The following is a 14,048-nucleotide window of genomic DNA, read 5'->3' as shown; positions in this document are numbered from 1 at the left end:
CGAGAGTATATCTCTCCTGTTTTTGGGACCGTTTTTAAAAAAACCTCCGATTTGTCCCCGCTACCGGCGCTCTGCGCCGGTTTTTTTATGCCGGTTTCCCGCCCTCCGAGCAGTAGCGGTAGCTGAGCCGCTCGTTCTTGCGCGGCCCCGTGATCTGCCAGGCGAGCAGGAAGCCCTCGCCGGTTTCGGTCAGCCCGGCGCTGTAGTGATCCTGGCCGCACAGGTGCGCCTCGGCGGTGAGCCAGCGCCCGTCCCCCTGGGGCAACAGCTCGAACAGCAGCACCGGCGCCTGGTGGCGCAGGTGGGAGAGGCTAATCCCCCGCTCGCCGCGCCGCCACCAGAAGCTGTTGTGCATGGCGAGCACCCGGCCATGGGGCGTGGTATAGCGCCCCTGCTCCGTAAACAGCCAGCCCCCCTGATGATCGGTCACCCGCACCTCCCCCTCCCCACGGCCGTTCCAGTCGGTCGCGGAGCCCGCTCCGTTGCTCGCCTCGAAGGCAAAAGCGCCGATCTGTGGCAACTGTTCCCATAAACGCTGGATCGCGCTTTCCAACTCGGCCATCATAGCGCCCTCCAAATTGACAACTGACGACAATTCAATCACATGAACTACTTGATAGGGGTTACCCTGCTCTGGTCCTTCTCCTTCAGCCTGATCGGGGTCTACCTCGCCGGCCAGGTGGACGCCTACTTCTCGGTGTTGACCCGCATCGCCCTCGCCAGCCTGGTGTTCCTGCCCTTCCTGCGCCGCCGCTGGCTGCGCCCCGATCTGGTGGTCAAGCTGATGGCACTCGGCGCCATCCAGCTCGGCATCATGTATCTGTTCTATTACCACTCCTTCCTGCTGCTGACGGTGCCGGAAGTGCTGGTGTTCACCATCTTCACCCCCATCTACGTCACCCTGATCCACGATCTGCTGGAAGGGCGCTTCAAGCCGACCTACCTGTGGGGGGCGCTGCTGGCGGTGCTGGGGGCGGCCGTCATCCGCTTCGACGGCCTGACCGAGAGCTATGTGATGGGATTCCTGGTGGTGCAGGGAGCCAACCTCTGCTTCGCCCTGGGCCAGGTGGGCTACAAGGTGCTGCTGGCGCGAGAGGCGCAGCAGCCACCCCAGCTGGCGGTGTTCGGCTGCTTCTATCTGGGGGCCCTGGTGATCGCCCTGCCCGCCTGGTGGCTGCTGGGCCAACCGCAATACCCGACGAGTGGATTGCAGTGGGGCATACTGCTCTGGCTGGGGGTGGGGGCATCCGGACTCGGCTACTTCCTGTGGAACAAGGGAGCCACCCTGGTGAGCAGCGGCGTGCTGGCCATCATGAACAACGCCCTGATCCCGGCCGGTCTGCTGGTCAATCTGGTGCTCTGGGGCAAGGATACGGATCTGTTCAGGCTCAGCGTCGGTGCCCTGCTGATGCTGGCCTCCCTCTGGATCTGCCAGCGTCAGCCGGCGCATAGCGCGGACTGACGAACCACCAGGCCTGCGGGTACAGGCCTCCTTTGACCCACAGGCGTCAGCGGGTGAGTGAGCACTGACTAAAAATCAGCCAACCACAGTGTTGCGTTCCCGTCTGGCCTGGCCGTGGCAGGAGGCCAGCCGGGCCAGCAGGTGATCGAGCTGCTCGGCGTTCTGGCTCTGCACCAGGCCTATGCTGACGGTCACCGGCCGCTCGGGCAACAGGCTGGCATCGGCGATCTCGAGACGCAACCGTTCGGCAATCTCGAGACCGCTCAGCCGATCGGTCTGGGACAGCATCAGGATGAAACCGTCCTCATCCCAGCGGGCGAAGGGATCTTCCCGCCGCAATTCGCGGCGCACTATGCGGGCCAGCTTGGCCAGCATGGCGTCGCAGGCGGCCTCGCCAAACAGCTGCAATATCTTGCTGCGGTGATCCACGGTGAACTGCAGCAGACAGAAGCTGCCGCTCTCGCTTGCCAGCCGCTCGTCCAGCAGCGACTCGAAGTGACTGCGGCTCTCGAGCCCGGTGAGGGGGTCGGTGTCGTGGCGATCGTCCAGCTGGGGCATGGCCGCGTCCAGATGGCGCACCACCCCCAGCAGCTGGCCCCCTTCGTCACGACGCACCCGCTCTTCCAGCCGGATGTAGTGACCCTGATGGTGCAGGATGCGGTACTCGAGCCGCAACCCGCTGCTGCGCCCCTCCCGACAGGCGTCGATGGCCTCCCTCAGGCGGGGTCCGTCATCCGGGTGCACCCGGGCCAGCCAGCCGAGGTCATCCAGCTCCTTCCCCGCCAGCCCCAGCAGTTGCAGGCAGGAGGGATCACGCCTCAGGCCCTGTTCGGCCGACCAGGTCCAGATCCCGGCCTCCAGCATCGCCATGGCTTCAGCCTTCAGCGTCATCTCAAGCGGGGTAATGACCTCAACCCCGGGAGTCTCATACCTTTCCATCACGCGCCTCGAAACCGGATCTGACTGTCTGCCCAGACAGCAACACTCAATAAGTAACATTGGCGATTGCGCCGAGCAACAGCGTCAACTCGCTTTCCCAGGTGCCCTTTCATCCGCCCCAACCACGCCCTCAGCCCATCTTGCCTTGATAGCCCGCCATCAGGGCCTGCCAGTTCTCTGGCACGAAATGGAAGCTGGTATGCAGCTGGGACTCTTTGCTGAAGGAGCGCTGCAGCCGCTCCAGATTGGCCTGCTGCCAGTTGCCGGGGGAGCGGATAGCCCCCTTGTCGAAATCGATCACCCATACCTTGCCCTCCTTGTCGAGCAGCAGGTTGTGACTGTTGAGATCCGCATGATAGACCCCGGCCTCGTGCAGCCGACGCACCGTCAGACCCACCTTGTGCCACACCTCGTCGGCGAGCGGCCCCTGCTTGAGCAGGGCCACCAGATCCTTGGCACCGCGAATACGCTCGATCAGGATGTCGGCGCGATAGAAGGGCCCCTGCTTGACCATGCGGGCCGCGAATGGCCGTGGCACCGGCAGCCCCTGTTCGCTCAACTGGGCCAGCAGACGATATTCGGCCATGGCGCGGCTCGATTCGACCCCTTCGAACCAGAAGCGATCCCGTACCAGCTTGCCCACCATGCCACCGCGATAATAGTGACGCAGCACCAGGTGGCGCGACTCATCCTTGACGAACCAGGTCACTCCGCGGCCTATGGCGGAGCCCACCACCTGCCGATGGGTCTGCCACCAGGCCGGATCGAACAACGCGGGGGAAGGGTCGCGGAAGGCGCCTTCGGCATACCAGCAGATCTGGTTGTGGGCGGTCTGTGTCAGCATCATGAGTATTCCGGTCGATAGTGGGGCGCAATGCATCCCGTCATGGGGACTGTGCCGGTCGGGCAGCTGGCGCAATTTTACAATCCACAAGGGAGTTTGCATAATGCCATCCATCCATTTTGCCACCGTTGCGCCACATCATGCTGCTGTTCCAAACGCCGCCCTCCTCCATCTGCATCCTGCGGCTCTCCGCCATCGGGGATTGCTGCCATGCGCTGGCGCTGGTGCGCGTCATCCAGCGGGCCTGGCCAGAGACTCGCATCACCTGGGTAACCGGCAAGATAGAGGCGACACTGTTTGCCGATCTGCCAGGGGTCGAGGTGATCCCCTTCGACAAGAGCAAGGGCTGGCGTGGCTACCGTGATCTCTGGCGCACCCTCAAGGGGCGCAAATTCGATGCCCTGCTCCACCTGCAGGCGGCTCTGCGTGCCAGCATCGCCACCCTGGGCATCAGGGCCAGGATCAAACTCGGGTTCGACAAGGCGCGGGCCAACGACGGCCAGTGGCTGTTCACCAACCATCAAGTGCCTTCCCCCGCCTCCCCCCATGTGCTGGATGGTTTCCTCGCCTTCGCCAAAGAGCTGGGCATCCAGGATCTGACCCCGGACTGGCAACTGCCCATCAGCGCCGAGCATCAGGCGTGGGCAAAGGAGAAGATTGGCGGCAAACCGACCCTGCTCATCTGCGCCGCCGCCAGCAAGGCGTTCAAGAACTGGACCGCCGAAGGCTATGCCGCTCTGGCGGATCACGCCGCCAGCAAGGGGTTTCAGGTCTATCTCTGCGGCGGGCCGGCCAGGCTGGAGCGGGATCTGGCTGCCGACATCCAGCGCCTGAGCCGGAGCAAGCCAGTGGATCTGGTGGGGCAGACCAACCTCAAGCAACTGCTGGCACTCATCAAGGAAGCCAGCCTGGTGCTGGCCCCCGATACCGGCCCCACCCACATGGCGACCCTGACGGGCACGCCGGTGATCGGCCTTTACGCCCATCACAACCCGGATCGCACCGGCCCCTATCTGTGCCGCGCACATGCGGTCAGCGTCTACCAGGAGTTGATCGAGCAAGAGACTGGCAAGCCACTGGCGGCACTCGACTGGCGTACCCGTCTCAAGGATCCGGACGCCATGCGCAAGATAACCAGCGAACGTGTCATCGCCGCCTTCGATAGGCTCTGTGCCGAGCGCCAGCTGCCGGGCTGAGGGGCAACTCGGAAATTCCGAGCCCTGAGGCAGGGATAATCTGATGGCCCGAGCCGGGTGCCGGGGGCAGAATAGCGGCCGATGTGGGTAACGCTCCCGCAGCAAGCAACGAATACTTTGATCGGCTGGAATATGATTCCGGCCGTTTTTTTATCCGCCCCCATCTGCTAACATTTGCCGCCTTTACAACCCCCTGACTCAAGAATTTCCCGCGTTTTGCGAGCGACTGTCTCCCTTTCGGGCACATGACGGCAGCCTCTGCTACAACCAAAACACGGGTCATCGCTTAAAGGTACAGACATGGCGCAACAAGGCACTCTCTATATCATCTCCTCCCCGAGCGGGGCCGGTAAGTCCAGCCTGCTCAATGCCTTGCTGACCCAGCACAACGACGCCGGCAAGATGCAGCTCTCCGTCTCCCACACCACCCGCGCCACCCGCCCCGGCGAGGAGCACGGAGTGCACTACCACTTCGTGCAGGTGGAAGAGTTCAAGGCGTTGATCGAGCGCGGCGATTTTCTGGAGTGGGCAGAGGTGTTCGGCAACTACTACGGCACCTCCCGCGCCGCCATCGAGGCCTGCCTGGCCCAAGGCATCGATGTCTTCCTCGACATCGACTGGCAGGGCGCCCGTCAGATCCGCGAGCAGATGCCGACCAAGTCCATCTTCATCCTGCCCCCGAGCCGGGAAGAGCTGGAACGCCGCCTGATCGGCCGCGGCCAGGACAGCAGCGACGTGATCGCCGGCCGGATGGCGAAAGCCATTGCCGAAATGGTGCACTACGACGAGTATGACTATGTCATTATCAATGAAGACTTTGAGCAGGCACTGTTCCAGCTCAGGGCCATCATAGAGTGCCAGCGGCTGGAATTGCGCCAGCAGCAGCAGGCCCAACAAAACTTGCTGCAACAGCTACTGGCAGAATAGGCCAAAAACAAGTAAACTTTTGCGTCATTTTTAAACACTGCTTTTTCAAACACAGAAAGCCCAAACACTGGAGTCCTGCATGGCACGCGTTACTGTAGAAGATGCTGTAAAACAGGTAGGTAACCGTTTTGACCTGGTGCTGGTCGCCGCACGCCGCGCCCGTCAAATCGCGGTACAAGGCAAAGATCCCCTGGTCGACGAAGAGAACGACAAGCCGACCGTGATCGCCCTGCGCGAGATCGAACTGGGTCTGGTCAACAACCAGGTAATGGATACCCAGGACCGCTACGAGCAGCAAGAGCAGGAAGCCGCCGAGCTGGCTGCCGTTGCTGCCATCGCCGAAGGCCGCGGTTAAGTCAGTCATTTCTCATGGTCGGCGCCCGCCCGGGTGCCGACTGTTCTTCCCATTTACAACCGCTCGAAAACCTCGCAAACTCGAGGGCATACCCTCAATTCTACGGATTGTCGTTTCACCGCTGCGGGGACTGTCTTGTATTTATTTGAAAACCTTAAAGAAATAGCCAGTTCCTACCTGCCTTCCGAGCAGGTTGAGAAGCTCAGGCAAGCCTATGTGGTGGCCCGTGACGCTCACCAGGGACAGATGCGTTCCAGCGGCGAGCCTTATATCACCCACCCGGTTGCCGTTGCTCGCATTCTTGGCGACATGCGACTCGATCACGAAACCCTGATGGCTGCCGTGCTGCACGATGTCATCGAAGATACCCCGGTCACCAAAGACGATCTCGCCGAGCTGTTCGGCAACGCCGTTGCAGAGCTGGTCTCCGGCGTCTCCAAGCTCGACAAGCTGAAGTTCCGCGATCGCAAGGAAGCCCAGGCCGAAAACTTCCGCAAGATGGTGATGGCCATGACCCAGGACATCCGGGTCATCCTGATCAAGCTCGCCGACCGTACCCACAACATGCGCACGCTCGGCTCATTGCGGCCGGACAAGCGTCGCCGCATCGCCCGGGAAACCCTCGAGATCTTCGCCCCCATCGCCAACCGCCTCGGTATTCATACCATGAAGAACGAGCTGGAAGAGCTGGGCTTCGAGGCGCTCTATCCGATGCGATCCCGCGTGCTGCGCGAATCGGTGCGCCGCGCCCGCGGCAACCGCCGCGAGATCATCGACTCCATCCAGAGCGAGATTGAGGGTCGCCTGCGGGAGGCCGGTATCGATGCCCAGGTCAGCGGCCGCGAGAAGAACCTGTTCTCCATCTACAACAAGATGGAGAAGAAAGAGCTGCAGTTCCATGAGGTGATGGATATCTACGCCTTCCGCGTCAGGGTGAAGGACATAGATACCTGTTACCGGGTGTTGGGGCAGATGCACAGCCTCTACAAACCGCGTCCCGGTCGCTTCAAGGACTACATCGCCATCCCCAAGAGCAACGGCTACCAGTCTTTGCACACCTCATTGGTGGGGCCGCACGGGGTGCCGGTGGAGGTGCAGATCCGTACCGAGTTCATGGATCAGATGGCCGACAAGGGTGTCGCCGCCCACTGGGCCTACAAGCAGGATGGTGACAGCTCGGGCACCACGGCCCAGATCCGCGCCCAGCGCTGGATGCAGAGCCTGCTGGAGTTGCAACAGAGCGCCGGCAGCTCGTTTGAATTCATCGAGGGGGTCAAGACCGACCTCTTCCCCGACGAGATCTACGTGTTCACCCCGGAGGGCCGCATCATGGAGCTGCCCGCCGGCGCCACCCCGGTGGACTTCGCCTACACGGTGCACACCGACATCGGTCACGCCTGCGTCGGCTCCCGGGTCGACCGCCACCCCTATCCGCTCAGCAGCCCGCTGCATTCCGGTCAGACGGTGGAGATCATCACGGCGCCGGGCGCCCGCCCCAACGCAGCCTGGCTCAACTTCGTGGTGACCACCAAGGCACGCTCCAAGATCCGCCAGTTCCTCAAGAACCTGCGCACCGAAGAGTCGGTGGTGCTGGGTCGTCGTCTGCTCAACCATGCGCTGGGCGCCAAGAACATCGAAGACATTCCCGAGCCGCGCATCAAGCAGGTGCTGGCCGACACCAAGCACGAGAACCTGCAGGGCCTGCTGGCCGACGTGGGACTGGGCAATGCCATGAGCGTCATGGTGGCGCGTCGCATGCTGGGTGACGAGCTGCCCCCGGAAGAACAGCCGAAATCCAGCAGCAAGAAGATGCCCATCAAGGGGGCCGACGGCATGCTGGTCACCTTCGCGAACTGCTGTCGTCCGATCCCCGGGGATGCCATCATCGCCCACATCAGCCCGGGCAAGGGGCTGGTCATTCACCAGGAGTCCTGCCGCAACATCAAGGGTTACAGCCGCGAACCGGACAAGTACCTGCCGGTGCAGTGGGAAGTGGACAAGGAGCAGGAACAGGAATTCCGTACCGGCATCAGCATCGAAATCGTCAACCACCAGGGTGCCCTGGCGGAGCTGGCCAACGTGATTGCTGCCACCGGCGCCAACATCCACGCCATCAGCACAGAAGAGAAGGATGGCCGGGTCTATCTGGTCACCCTGCTCATCACCACCAAGAGCCGCATCCACCTTGCCAACATCATGCGCAAGATCCGGGTGATGCCCAATGTGCTCAGGGTGAGCCGACAGAAAAACTGAACACAGGCGGCGCAAGCCGCCTGCTGCTTTTATAGAGACAAGCCATGACCCCCGAAGGCTTCAAGCTGTTCTCTGACATGCTGGCCCAGCGCCAGCTCGATCTCACTGTCTGCATGCAAGAGATGCGTGCACAAACCTCACAGCATAGAAACTGATATGACCCCTGAACGCTTCAAGCGGATTTCTGACATGCTGGCCCAGCGCCAGCTCGATCTCACTGTCTGCATGGAAGAGGTGCATAAACCTCACAACCTGGCCGCCATCGTGCGCACCGCCGATGCCATCGGCATTCACCGGGTCCACGCCGTCTGGCCCAAGACCTGGATCCACAAGCGCAAGGGCACCGCCCGCGGCAGCCAGAACTGGGTCGACGTCAAGCTGCACCCGGACATCGGCAGTGCCGTGGCCGAACTGAAAGACTCCGGCATGCAGATCCTGGCGACTCACCTCTCGGAGAGCTCGGTGGACTTTCGCACCATCGACTACACCAAGCCGACCGCCATCCTGGTGGGCCAGGAGAAGCACGGCATAGGGGAAGAGGCGCTGGCCCTGGCCGATCACCATATCGTCATTCCCATGGTGGGCATGGTGCAGTCCCTCAACGTCTCGGTGGCCGCCGCCGCCATACTGTACGAAGCCCAGCGCCAGCGCGAGCTGGCCGGCTGCTATCAGCACGGCTGCCCGCTCGACCTGGAGGAGCAGAACAGCATACTGTTCGAGGGGGGTTATCCCATCTATGCCCAGCTCTGCAAAGAGAAAGAGATGCCCTATCCCCAGCTCGGCCCGGCCGGCGAGATCCTGGCGGACGAGGCCTGGTGGCAACGGATGCAGCTGACCCGCAAGGGCTGGGCCGCACAACAGGACGATCCCCTGGATATGGAGTATCCAACCGATGAAGTTTAACGCTCTGCCCCTGCTGGCCCTGACCCTGTTTTCTGCCGGAGCCCTTGCCGTGACCAATCCCTATCAGCTGACCACGGAAGCCGACGTCCCCGCCCTCCATCAACAGACCCTGCCGGATTTCTGGCGCGACCATGCCGCCCCGGGGGAGTTCAAGGGCAAGGACGGGGTGACCATCCGCTATGCCGCCCTGCGCCAGACCAAGGTGGACAGGGCCATACTCCTCGTCAACGGTCGGGTCGAGAGCTACCTCAAGTATCAGGAGCTGGCCTGGGATCTGTGGCGTCAGGGCTACAGCCTCTATCTGATCGACCACCGCGGCCAGGGGCTGTCGGATCGCCTGCTGGCCGACAAGGAGAAAGGCTATGTCGCCGACTTCGACGACTATGTGCTGGATCTGAAGCAGTTCCATGACCAGGTCATACTGGCGGACAAACCCGCCAAGCTGTTCCTGCTGGCCCACTCCATGGGCGGCGCCATCTCGGCCCGCTATCTGGAGCGCTGGCCGGATGATGTCGAGGCGGCCGTGCTCTCCTCCCCCATGATGGGCATCAACCTCGGCGGCCTGCCCAAGTGGCTGGCCCTGGGGCTGGCAGCCACCATGGATACGGTCGGCAGCTGGTGGGGCGAGCCCCCCTATGGCCCGGGCCAGACCGGCTATGTCTCCCATGAATTTGCCGACAACGGCCTGAGCCACAGCGAGTCCCGCTACCAGGCATTCCGCCAGCTCTATGAGCAGCATCCGCAGATCAAGCTGGGTGGGGTGACGGCCCACTGGATCCGCGAGGGCATCAAGGCCGGGGATGCCGCCATCGCGGAGGCAGACAGGATCAATACGCCGCTGCTGCTGATCCAGGCCGGGGAAGACGGCATTGTCGATAACCAGGCCCAGGACAGCTTCTGTGACCGGCTCCAATGTGAAGGGGGCAAGCCGCTGCGGATCGAGGGGGCATGGCACGAGCTGTTCATCGAGGCCGATGCCCAGCGCCTGCCAGCCCTGACCGCGACCCTGGACTTCTTCGCCCGTTTCTAGTGGCCAGTTGCATGACTTGCCAGGGGCGTGGCCAGCGTCCTGCGTCCAGTGTGGCGTCACTTGCCACCCAGGCGCAGTCTGCACCGGCACGGCATCAGACCCCAGGACTGGTTATTTTTTGGATCCCTAAATAAATGGGGTCACACCGGACGCTGGGGTACACTGCCCCGGCGTTCCACTGATGCCGAGGTAATGATGTTCAAGGTAGTTGTGTCCGATCTCGATGGTACCCTGCTCAACGGGCAGCACCAGATCTCCCCCCGCACCCGGGATACCCTGCACCGTCTGGTGGATCAGGGGATCAAGTTCGTGGTGGCCACCGGCCGTCACCATGTGGATGTACGCAGCATCCGCGATGCGCTGGGGCTGGATATCTACCTCATCACCTCCAACGGCGCCGTGGTGCACGACAAGCAGGACTCTCTCGTCTTCAACCAGGCACTGCCGAGCACGGTGGCGGCCGAGCTGATCGCGCTGGAGCGTGACCCCTCCATCCACATCAACGTCTACTACGGCGACGAGTGGCTGGTGGAAGAGGAGATGCCCTGGTTGCTGCAGTTCCATCACGACTCCGGCTTCAGCTATCGCCTGACCGATCTCGCCAGCCACCCGCTGGACAAGATCAACAAGGTCTTCTACATCGGTGAACACGAGAAACTGCTGCAGATAGAGGCAGAGCTCAACCAGCGTTATGGTGATCGGATCAACGTCACCTTCTCCCTGCCGGATTGCCTCGAAGTGATGCACGCCGGGGTACACAAGGGCAATGCCGTGCGTGCCGTGCTGGAGCAGCATGGGCTTGAGATGTCCCAGGCGGTCGCCTTCGGGGATGGCATGAATGACTTCGAGATGCTGAGCATGGTGGGCCGCGGTGTGGTGATGGGCAACGCCCATGATCGCCTCAAGCTTGCCCTGCCGAACCATGATCAAACCCTGAGCTCGGACGAGGATGGCGTCGCCGTTTATCTGGAGCGACTATTCGCCCCCGTTGTCGCCTGATCTCCTCGCCATGAGTGCAAAAGGGTGGTCTATAGACCACCCTTCTTACATTCTTGGTATCCTCACCATATCGAGCTGGGGGGCATCAGACGCTCCAGCAGGCTGCCGGTTGGCGTCCAGGTGAAGCTCTGATTGGCGCCACCGTAGCACTCGGCCAGCCGCAACGGCACGGCGGATCTGTGGCGACGACCGGCCACATCCAGGCACAGTGACACCTGTCGGTTGAACAGATGATCCCCCTGCCACTGCCATTGGTGGCTGTCATTCTCGCACCCTCCCACGACGAGGCCGTCTGTGCCCGTGGCGATCAGGCAGCCCTGCGCCAGCAGCAAGGCTCCCGCATCCCAGATAAACAGCTGGTTGGACCCCTGATCGCAAGGTTGGGTGAGCAGGCGGCCCTGCTCGTTCAGGGCCACGCAGAAGCCACCGTCGGTCACCAGGGTGGCCGGGGGCACCGGTGTGGACCTGGGAGCAGCCCCCAGCAGCAGGTTCTCTGGCCTCGGCGGCAAGGCACAACCGCCGAGCAGCAGTGCCATCAGGGCAAGCAGTCGGATATGAAAGGGCATGAGGTGCATAGGCCTGTGTCTGAGTGGGTCGCGGGTGTCCACTATTCTCGTGGCTCCCGGCCAAGCATAACGAACCCATGGCGAACAGGCGCCTGCAGAAATGTAAGCAGAGGTGACAAAGACATAGATACGCAGAAAAGCAAAAACCCCGCCGAAGCGGGGTTTTCATAATGTGGTCGGTGATAAAGGATTCGAACCTTTGACCCTCTGGTCCCAAACCAGATGCGCTACCGGGCTGCGCTAATCACCGATGGGTATTTCCAAAATACAAAGATGACCATCTGGTCATCCTCGTCATACAGCAAGTATGGTGCGAAGAGAGGGACTCGAACCCTCACACCCGGGGGGCACTAACACCTGAAGCTAGCGCGTCTACCAATTCCGCCACCTTCGCATACCTGACAAGCTGTAAAATGGGGTGGCTGATGGGGCTCGAACCCACGACAACCGGAATCACAATCCGGGACTCTACCAACTGAGCTACAGCCACCACAGCTGTTTTGTTCCACAACAACGCCCGCTTAACCGGCGCACGTTGATGGTGCGCCCGACAGGATTCGAACCTGTGACCTCTGCCTCCGGAGGGCAGCGCTCTATCCAGCTGAGCTACGGGCGCTACGCTGTCGAACGGGGCGCATTATTGATGATGGCGCCCACCTTGTCTACTCTTTTTTTGTCACAAGGAATCAAGCGATTGTTTTTCAATCTCCTTGTGCAGTTTTATACCTATTCTTCACGCTCTCGAGCCAAATCATCTTCACGTGACCCGCTTGTGCATACTCATCTTGCAGTAAACTGACTGGCATCCCTTGACTTGTCCTCTCCTCCACCTAGAATGAATGAACGTTCATTCAGTCACCGAAATCTGATCACCATGGATAAGAAAGAACGCATCTTCGAGGCGGCTCACGAGATCCTCGGCGAGCAGGGCTTCTACGGCCTCTCCATCGCCATGGTTGCCAAGAAAGCCAGGGTCGCGGCCGGGACCATCTATCGCTACTTCAGCGACAAGGATGATCTTGTCCGCCAACTCTACCTGCACACCATTCTCAAGTGTCATCCCCAGATCATGGAGGGGGTGCAAATAGAGGAGGTGTCATATCGTCAGTATCGACGCCTCTGGCTCAATATCGACGCCATCTTCACCAACTATCCCAACGCACTCAAGTGCAAATTGCAGTACGAAAGTTCTCCATTGGGGGCTGAATTGGAGCGGGATCCGGTCATAATGGCGACGTGGGCGCCACTTGAGCGCTTCTTCGAGCAGGGACGCCAGCAGGGACTGTTCATTGATCTCCCCGTCCTGGTGTTGCAGGCATTGAGTCTGGATTGCGTGGCCAACCTGGCACAGCAACGCCGGGTTCACGATTTTGTATTGACGCAAGAACAGCTGGAGACGGTCATCCGAGCCAGCTGGAATGCCATTTTAAACCCTAATCATTCCATCACAGGAGCCTGTTCATGAAAAAGTGGATGGCCATCATGTTGCTGATAGCACTCGCCCTGTTCGGCAGTGTCATCGGCTTCAATATGTTCAAACAGAAGAAGATTGCAGAGTTCATGGCCAATCGACCCGAGCCAGAGTTCCCGGTGACCGCCATGGTGACCAAGGCGCAAGACTGGGTCCCCACCATAGAGGCGATCGGCTTCATCGAGCCGAACCAGGGGGTCACCCTCTCCAGTGAGCTGGCAGGCACCATCGACAAGATCAGCTTCGAATCCGGGGCACAGGTCAAGGCGGATCAACTGCTGCTGAGCCTGGATTCCAGCGTGGAAAAAGCCAACCTGAACTCCTCCCAGGCCAGACTGCCTGCGGCTCGAGCCAAGTTCCAACGCTATCAGAACCTGTACCAGAAAAACTCCATCTCCCGCGATCAACTGGATGATGCCGAAGCGAGCTACCGCTCCCTGGAAGCGGACATCGAGAGCCTGAAGGGCACAATTAACCGCCGCGAAGTCCGCGCCCCCTTCGGTGGTGTCGTGGGTCTGCGCAACGTCTTCCTCGGCCAGTATCTGGAACCCGGTACCGAGATCGTGCGGTTGGAAGACACCAGCGTGATGCGCCTGCGCTTCACCGTGCCCCAGACCGACATCTCCAAGATTTCCCTCGGCCAGACCATCAAGATCAACGTGGATGCCTATCCCCAGACCCAGTTTGACGGTCAGATCACCGCCATCGAGCCAGCGGTCAACTACCAGAGCGGCCTGATCCAGGTACAGGCCAACATCCCGAACAACGGCGGCCAACTGCGCTCCGGCATGTTCGCCCGTGCCAGCATCATTCTGCCCACGGTGAAAGACCAGATAGTGATCCCGCAGTCTGCCATCTCCTTCACCCTGTATGGGGAGAACGTCTATGTCATCCATGAGGCAGACGGCGTGAAACGCGCCAAGCAGGTGGTAGTCAAGGCGGGCGAGCGTCGCGGCAATGATGTCCATGTGTTGTCCGGCATCAAGGCTGGCGATCAAATCGTGCTGTCGGGCCAGGTTCGCCTGAGCAACGATACCAAGGTGCACGTGGTCGACAACGATGCCCTTGCCGTTCCGGCACAAACCCCGATGCTGTAAGCGCGG

14 protein-coding genes and 4 tRNA genes are annotated in these 14,048 nt (G+C 61.3%); 10 read left to right on the top strand and 8 right to left on the bottom strand.

Annotation, left to right across the window (positions count from 1 at the left end):
* Nucleotides 1-85: 85 nt before the first annotated feature.
* A complete protein-coding gene (locus ACB039_RS14225; RefSeq protein ID WP_182788777.1) occupies nt 86-562 on the bottom strand; it encodes a DUF6314 family protein in 477 nt (158 codons plus the stop codon).
* 42 nt (nt 563-604) lie between these two features.
* Here ACB039_RS14225 and ACB039_RS14220 point away from each other — a divergent pair, with 42 nt between their 5' ends.
* On the top strand, nt 605-1,462 hold the full coding sequence (locus ACB039_RS14220) for a carboxylate/amino acid/amine transporter (protein ID WP_371165907.1): 858 nt from the start codon (nt 605-607) through the stop codon (nt 1,460-1,462).
* A gap of 75 nt (nt 1,463-1,537) precedes the next feature.
* Here ACB039_RS14220 and ACB039_RS14215 read toward each other — a convergent pair whose 3' ends face one another.
* Nucleotides 1,538-2,401 (bottom strand): sensor domain-containing diguanylate cyclase, encoded by an 864-nt coding sequence (locus ACB039_RS14215; RefSeq protein ID WP_338889594.1) that lies wholly within the window; start codon nt 2,399-2,401, stop codon nt 1,538-1,540.
* A 130-nt stretch (nt 2,402-2,531) separates the two neighbouring features.
* A complete protein-coding gene (locus tag ACB039_RS14210) occupies nt 2,532-3,245 on the bottom strand; it encodes a 3-deoxy-D-manno-octulosonic acid kinase (protein ID WP_371165915.1) in 714 nt (237 codons plus the stop codon).
* A gap of 140 nt (nt 3,246-3,385) precedes the next feature.
* Here ACB039_RS14210 and ACB039_RS14205 point away from each other — a divergent pair, with 140 nt between their 5' ends.
* From ACB039_RS14205 to ACB039_RS14175, 7 genes are all read left to right on the top strand, one after another.
* Nucleotides 3,386-4,441: a glycosyltransferase family 9 protein gene (locus tag ACB039_RS14205; RefSeq protein ID WP_041207117.1), complete on the top strand. Its 1,056-nt coding sequence runs from the start codon at nt 3,386-3,388 to the stop codon at nt 4,439-4,441.
* A 300-nt stretch (nt 4,442-4,741) separates the two neighbouring features.
* Nucleotides 4,742-5,368, top strand: a complete 627-nt coding sequence (gmk, locus tag ACB039_RS14200) for a guanylate kinase (RefSeq protein ID WP_005326356.1) — start codon at nt 4,742-4,744, stop codon at nt 5,366-5,368.
* Nucleotides 5,369-5,447: 79 nt separating this feature from the next.
* On the top strand, nt 5,448-5,723 hold the full coding sequence (gene rpoZ, locus ACB039_RS14195) for a DNA-directed RNA polymerase subunit omega (protein WP_005307060.1): 276 nt from the start codon (nt 5,448-5,450) through the stop codon (nt 5,721-5,723).
* 135 nt (nt 5,724-5,858) lie between these two features.
* Nucleotides 5,859-7,976 carry a bifunctional GTP diphosphokinase/guanosine-3',5'-bis pyrophosphate 3'-pyrophosphohydrolase gene (gene spoT, locus ACB039_RS14190; protein ID WP_005326354.1) on the top strand — a complete coding sequence of 706 codons (2,118 nt, stop codon included), beginning with the start codon at nt 5,859-5,861 and terminating at the stop codon, nt 7,974-7,976.
* A 156-nt stretch (nt 7,977-8,132) separates the two neighbouring features.
* Entirely contained in the window at nt 8,133-8,879 is a 747-nt protein-coding gene (gene trmH / locus ACB039_RS14185) for a tRNA (guanosine(18)-2'-O)-methyltransferase TrmH (RefSeq protein ID WP_180344991.1), read from the top strand.
* On the top strand, nt 8,869-9,909 hold the full coding sequence (locus ACB039_RS14180) for an alpha/beta fold hydrolase (protein ID WP_139751272.1): 1,041 nt from the start codon (nt 8,869-8,871) through the stop codon (nt 9,907-9,909). The genes trmH and ACB039_RS14180 overlap by 11 nt, the downstream gene beginning before the upstream one ends.
* A gap of 195 nt (nt 9,910-10,104) precedes the next feature.
* On the top strand, nt 10,105-10,908 hold the full coding sequence (locus tag ACB039_RS14175; RefSeq protein ID WP_041207118.1) for a Cof-type HAD-IIB family hydrolase: 804 nt from the start codon (nt 10,105-10,107) through the stop codon (nt 10,906-10,908).
* Between the two features lie 62 nt (nt 10,909-10,970).
* Here ACB039_RS14175 and ACB039_RS14170 read toward each other — a convergent pair whose 3' ends face one another.
* The 5 genes from ACB039_RS14170 to ACB039_RS14150 all read right to left on the bottom strand — a co-directional run bounded on the left by ACB039_RS14170 (nt 10,971) and on the right by ACB039_RS14150 (nt 12,090).
* Nucleotides 10,971-11,474 carry an RICIN domain-containing protein gene (locus ACB039_RS14170; RefSeq protein ID WP_257498026.1) on the bottom strand — a complete coding sequence of 168 codons (504 nt, stop codon included), beginning with the start codon at nt 11,472-11,474 and terminating at the stop codon, nt 10,971-10,973.
* Between the two features lie 173 nt (nt 11,475-11,647).
* Nucleotides 11,648-11,724 (bottom strand) — tRNA-Pro (locus ACB039_RS14165).
* A gap of 58 nt (nt 11,725-11,782) precedes the next feature.
* A tRNA-Leu gene (locus ACB039_RS14160) sits at nt 11,783-11,868 on the bottom strand.
* A 20-nt stretch (nt 11,869-11,888) separates the two neighbouring features.
* Nucleotides 11,889-11,964, bottom strand: a tRNA-His gene (locus ACB039_RS14155).
* A 49-nt stretch (nt 11,965-12,013) separates the two neighbouring features.
* Nucleotides 12,014-12,090 (bottom strand) — tRNA-Arg (locus ACB039_RS14150).
* Nucleotides 12,091-12,348: 258 nt separating this feature from the next.
* On the opposite strand from ACB039_RS14150, the gene ACB039_RS14145 reads away from it, so the two are divergent.
* Both ACB039_RS14145 and ACB039_RS14140 read left to right on the top strand, forming a co-directional pair.
* Nucleotides 12,349-12,939, top strand: a complete 591-nt coding sequence (locus ACB039_RS14145; RefSeq protein ID WP_043132702.1) for a TetR/AcrR family transcriptional regulator — start codon at nt 12,349-12,351, stop codon at nt 12,937-12,939.
* The gene (locus tag ACB039_RS14140; protein WP_005326342.1) at nt 12,936-14,042 is read left to right on the top strand and encodes an efflux RND transporter periplasmic adaptor subunit; all 1,107 of its coding nucleotides are present in this window, start codon (nt 12,936-12,938) and stop codon (nt 14,040-14,042) included. The genes ACB039_RS14145 and ACB039_RS14140 overlap by 4 nt, the downstream gene beginning before the upstream one ends.
* Nucleotides 14,043-14,048: the final 6 nt, after the last annotated feature.

The organism is Aeromonas sp. S2(2024), from assembly GCF_041402505.1.
Taxonomy (GTDB): domain Bacteria; phylum Pseudomonadota; class Gammaproteobacteria; order Enterobacterales; family Aeromonadaceae; genus Aeromonas; species Aeromonas media.
This window is presented reverse-complemented; position numbering and strand designations above follow the sequence as displayed.

Excerpts from the sequence above, each read along its gene's own strand:
- ACB039_RS14225 (WP_182788777.1), bottom strand. The coding sequence starts at position 562 with ATGGCCGAGTTGGAAAGCGCGATCCAGCGTTTATGGGAACAGTTGCCA.
- ACB039_RS14220 (WP_371165907.1), top strand. The coding sequence starts at position 605 with ATGAACTACTTGATAGGGGTTACCCTGCTCTGGTCCTTCTCCTTCAGC.
- ACB039_RS14215 (WP_338889594.1), bottom strand. The coding sequence starts at position 2,401 with ATGGAAAGGTATGAGACTCCCGGGGTTGAGGTCATTACCCCGCTTGAG.
- ACB039_RS14210 (WP_371165915.1), bottom strand. The coding sequence starts at position 3,245 with ATGCTGACACAGACCGCCCACAACCAGATCTGCTGGTATGCCGAAGGC.
- ACB039_RS14205 (WP_041207117.1), top strand. The coding sequence starts at position 3,386 with ATGCTGCTGTTCCAAACGCCGCCCTCCTCCATCTGCATCCTGCGGCTC.
- gmk (WP_005326356.1), top strand. The coding sequence starts at position 4,742 with ATGGCGCAACAAGGCACTCTCTATATCATCTCCTCCCCGAGCGGGGCC.
- rpoZ (WP_005307060.1), top strand. The coding sequence starts at position 5,448 with ATGGCACGCGTTACTGTAGAAGATGCTGTAAAACAGGTAGGTAACCGT.
- trmH (WP_180344991.1), top strand. The coding sequence starts at position 8,133 with ATGACCCCTGAACGCTTCAAGCGGATTTCTGACATGCTGGCCCAGCGC.
- ACB039_RS14180 (WP_139751272.1), top strand. The coding sequence starts at position 8,869 with ATGAAGTTTAACGCTCTGCCCCTGCTGGCCCTGACCCTGTTTTCTGCC.
- ACB039_RS14175 (WP_041207118.1), top strand. The coding sequence starts at position 10,105 with ATGTTCAAGGTAGTTGTGTCCGATCTCGATGGTACCCTGCTCAACGGG.
- ACB039_RS14170 (WP_257498026.1), bottom strand. The coding sequence starts at position 11,474 with ATGCCCTTTCATATCCGACTGCTTGCCCTGATGGCACTGCTGCTCGGC.
- ACB039_RS14145 (WP_043132702.1), top strand. The coding sequence starts at position 12,349 with ATGGATAAGAAAGAACGCATCTTCGAGGCGGCTCACGAGATCCTCGGC.
- ACB039_RS14140 (WP_005326342.1), top strand. The coding sequence starts at position 12,936 with ATGAAAAAGTGGATGGCCATCATGTTGCTGATAGCACTCGCCCTGTTC.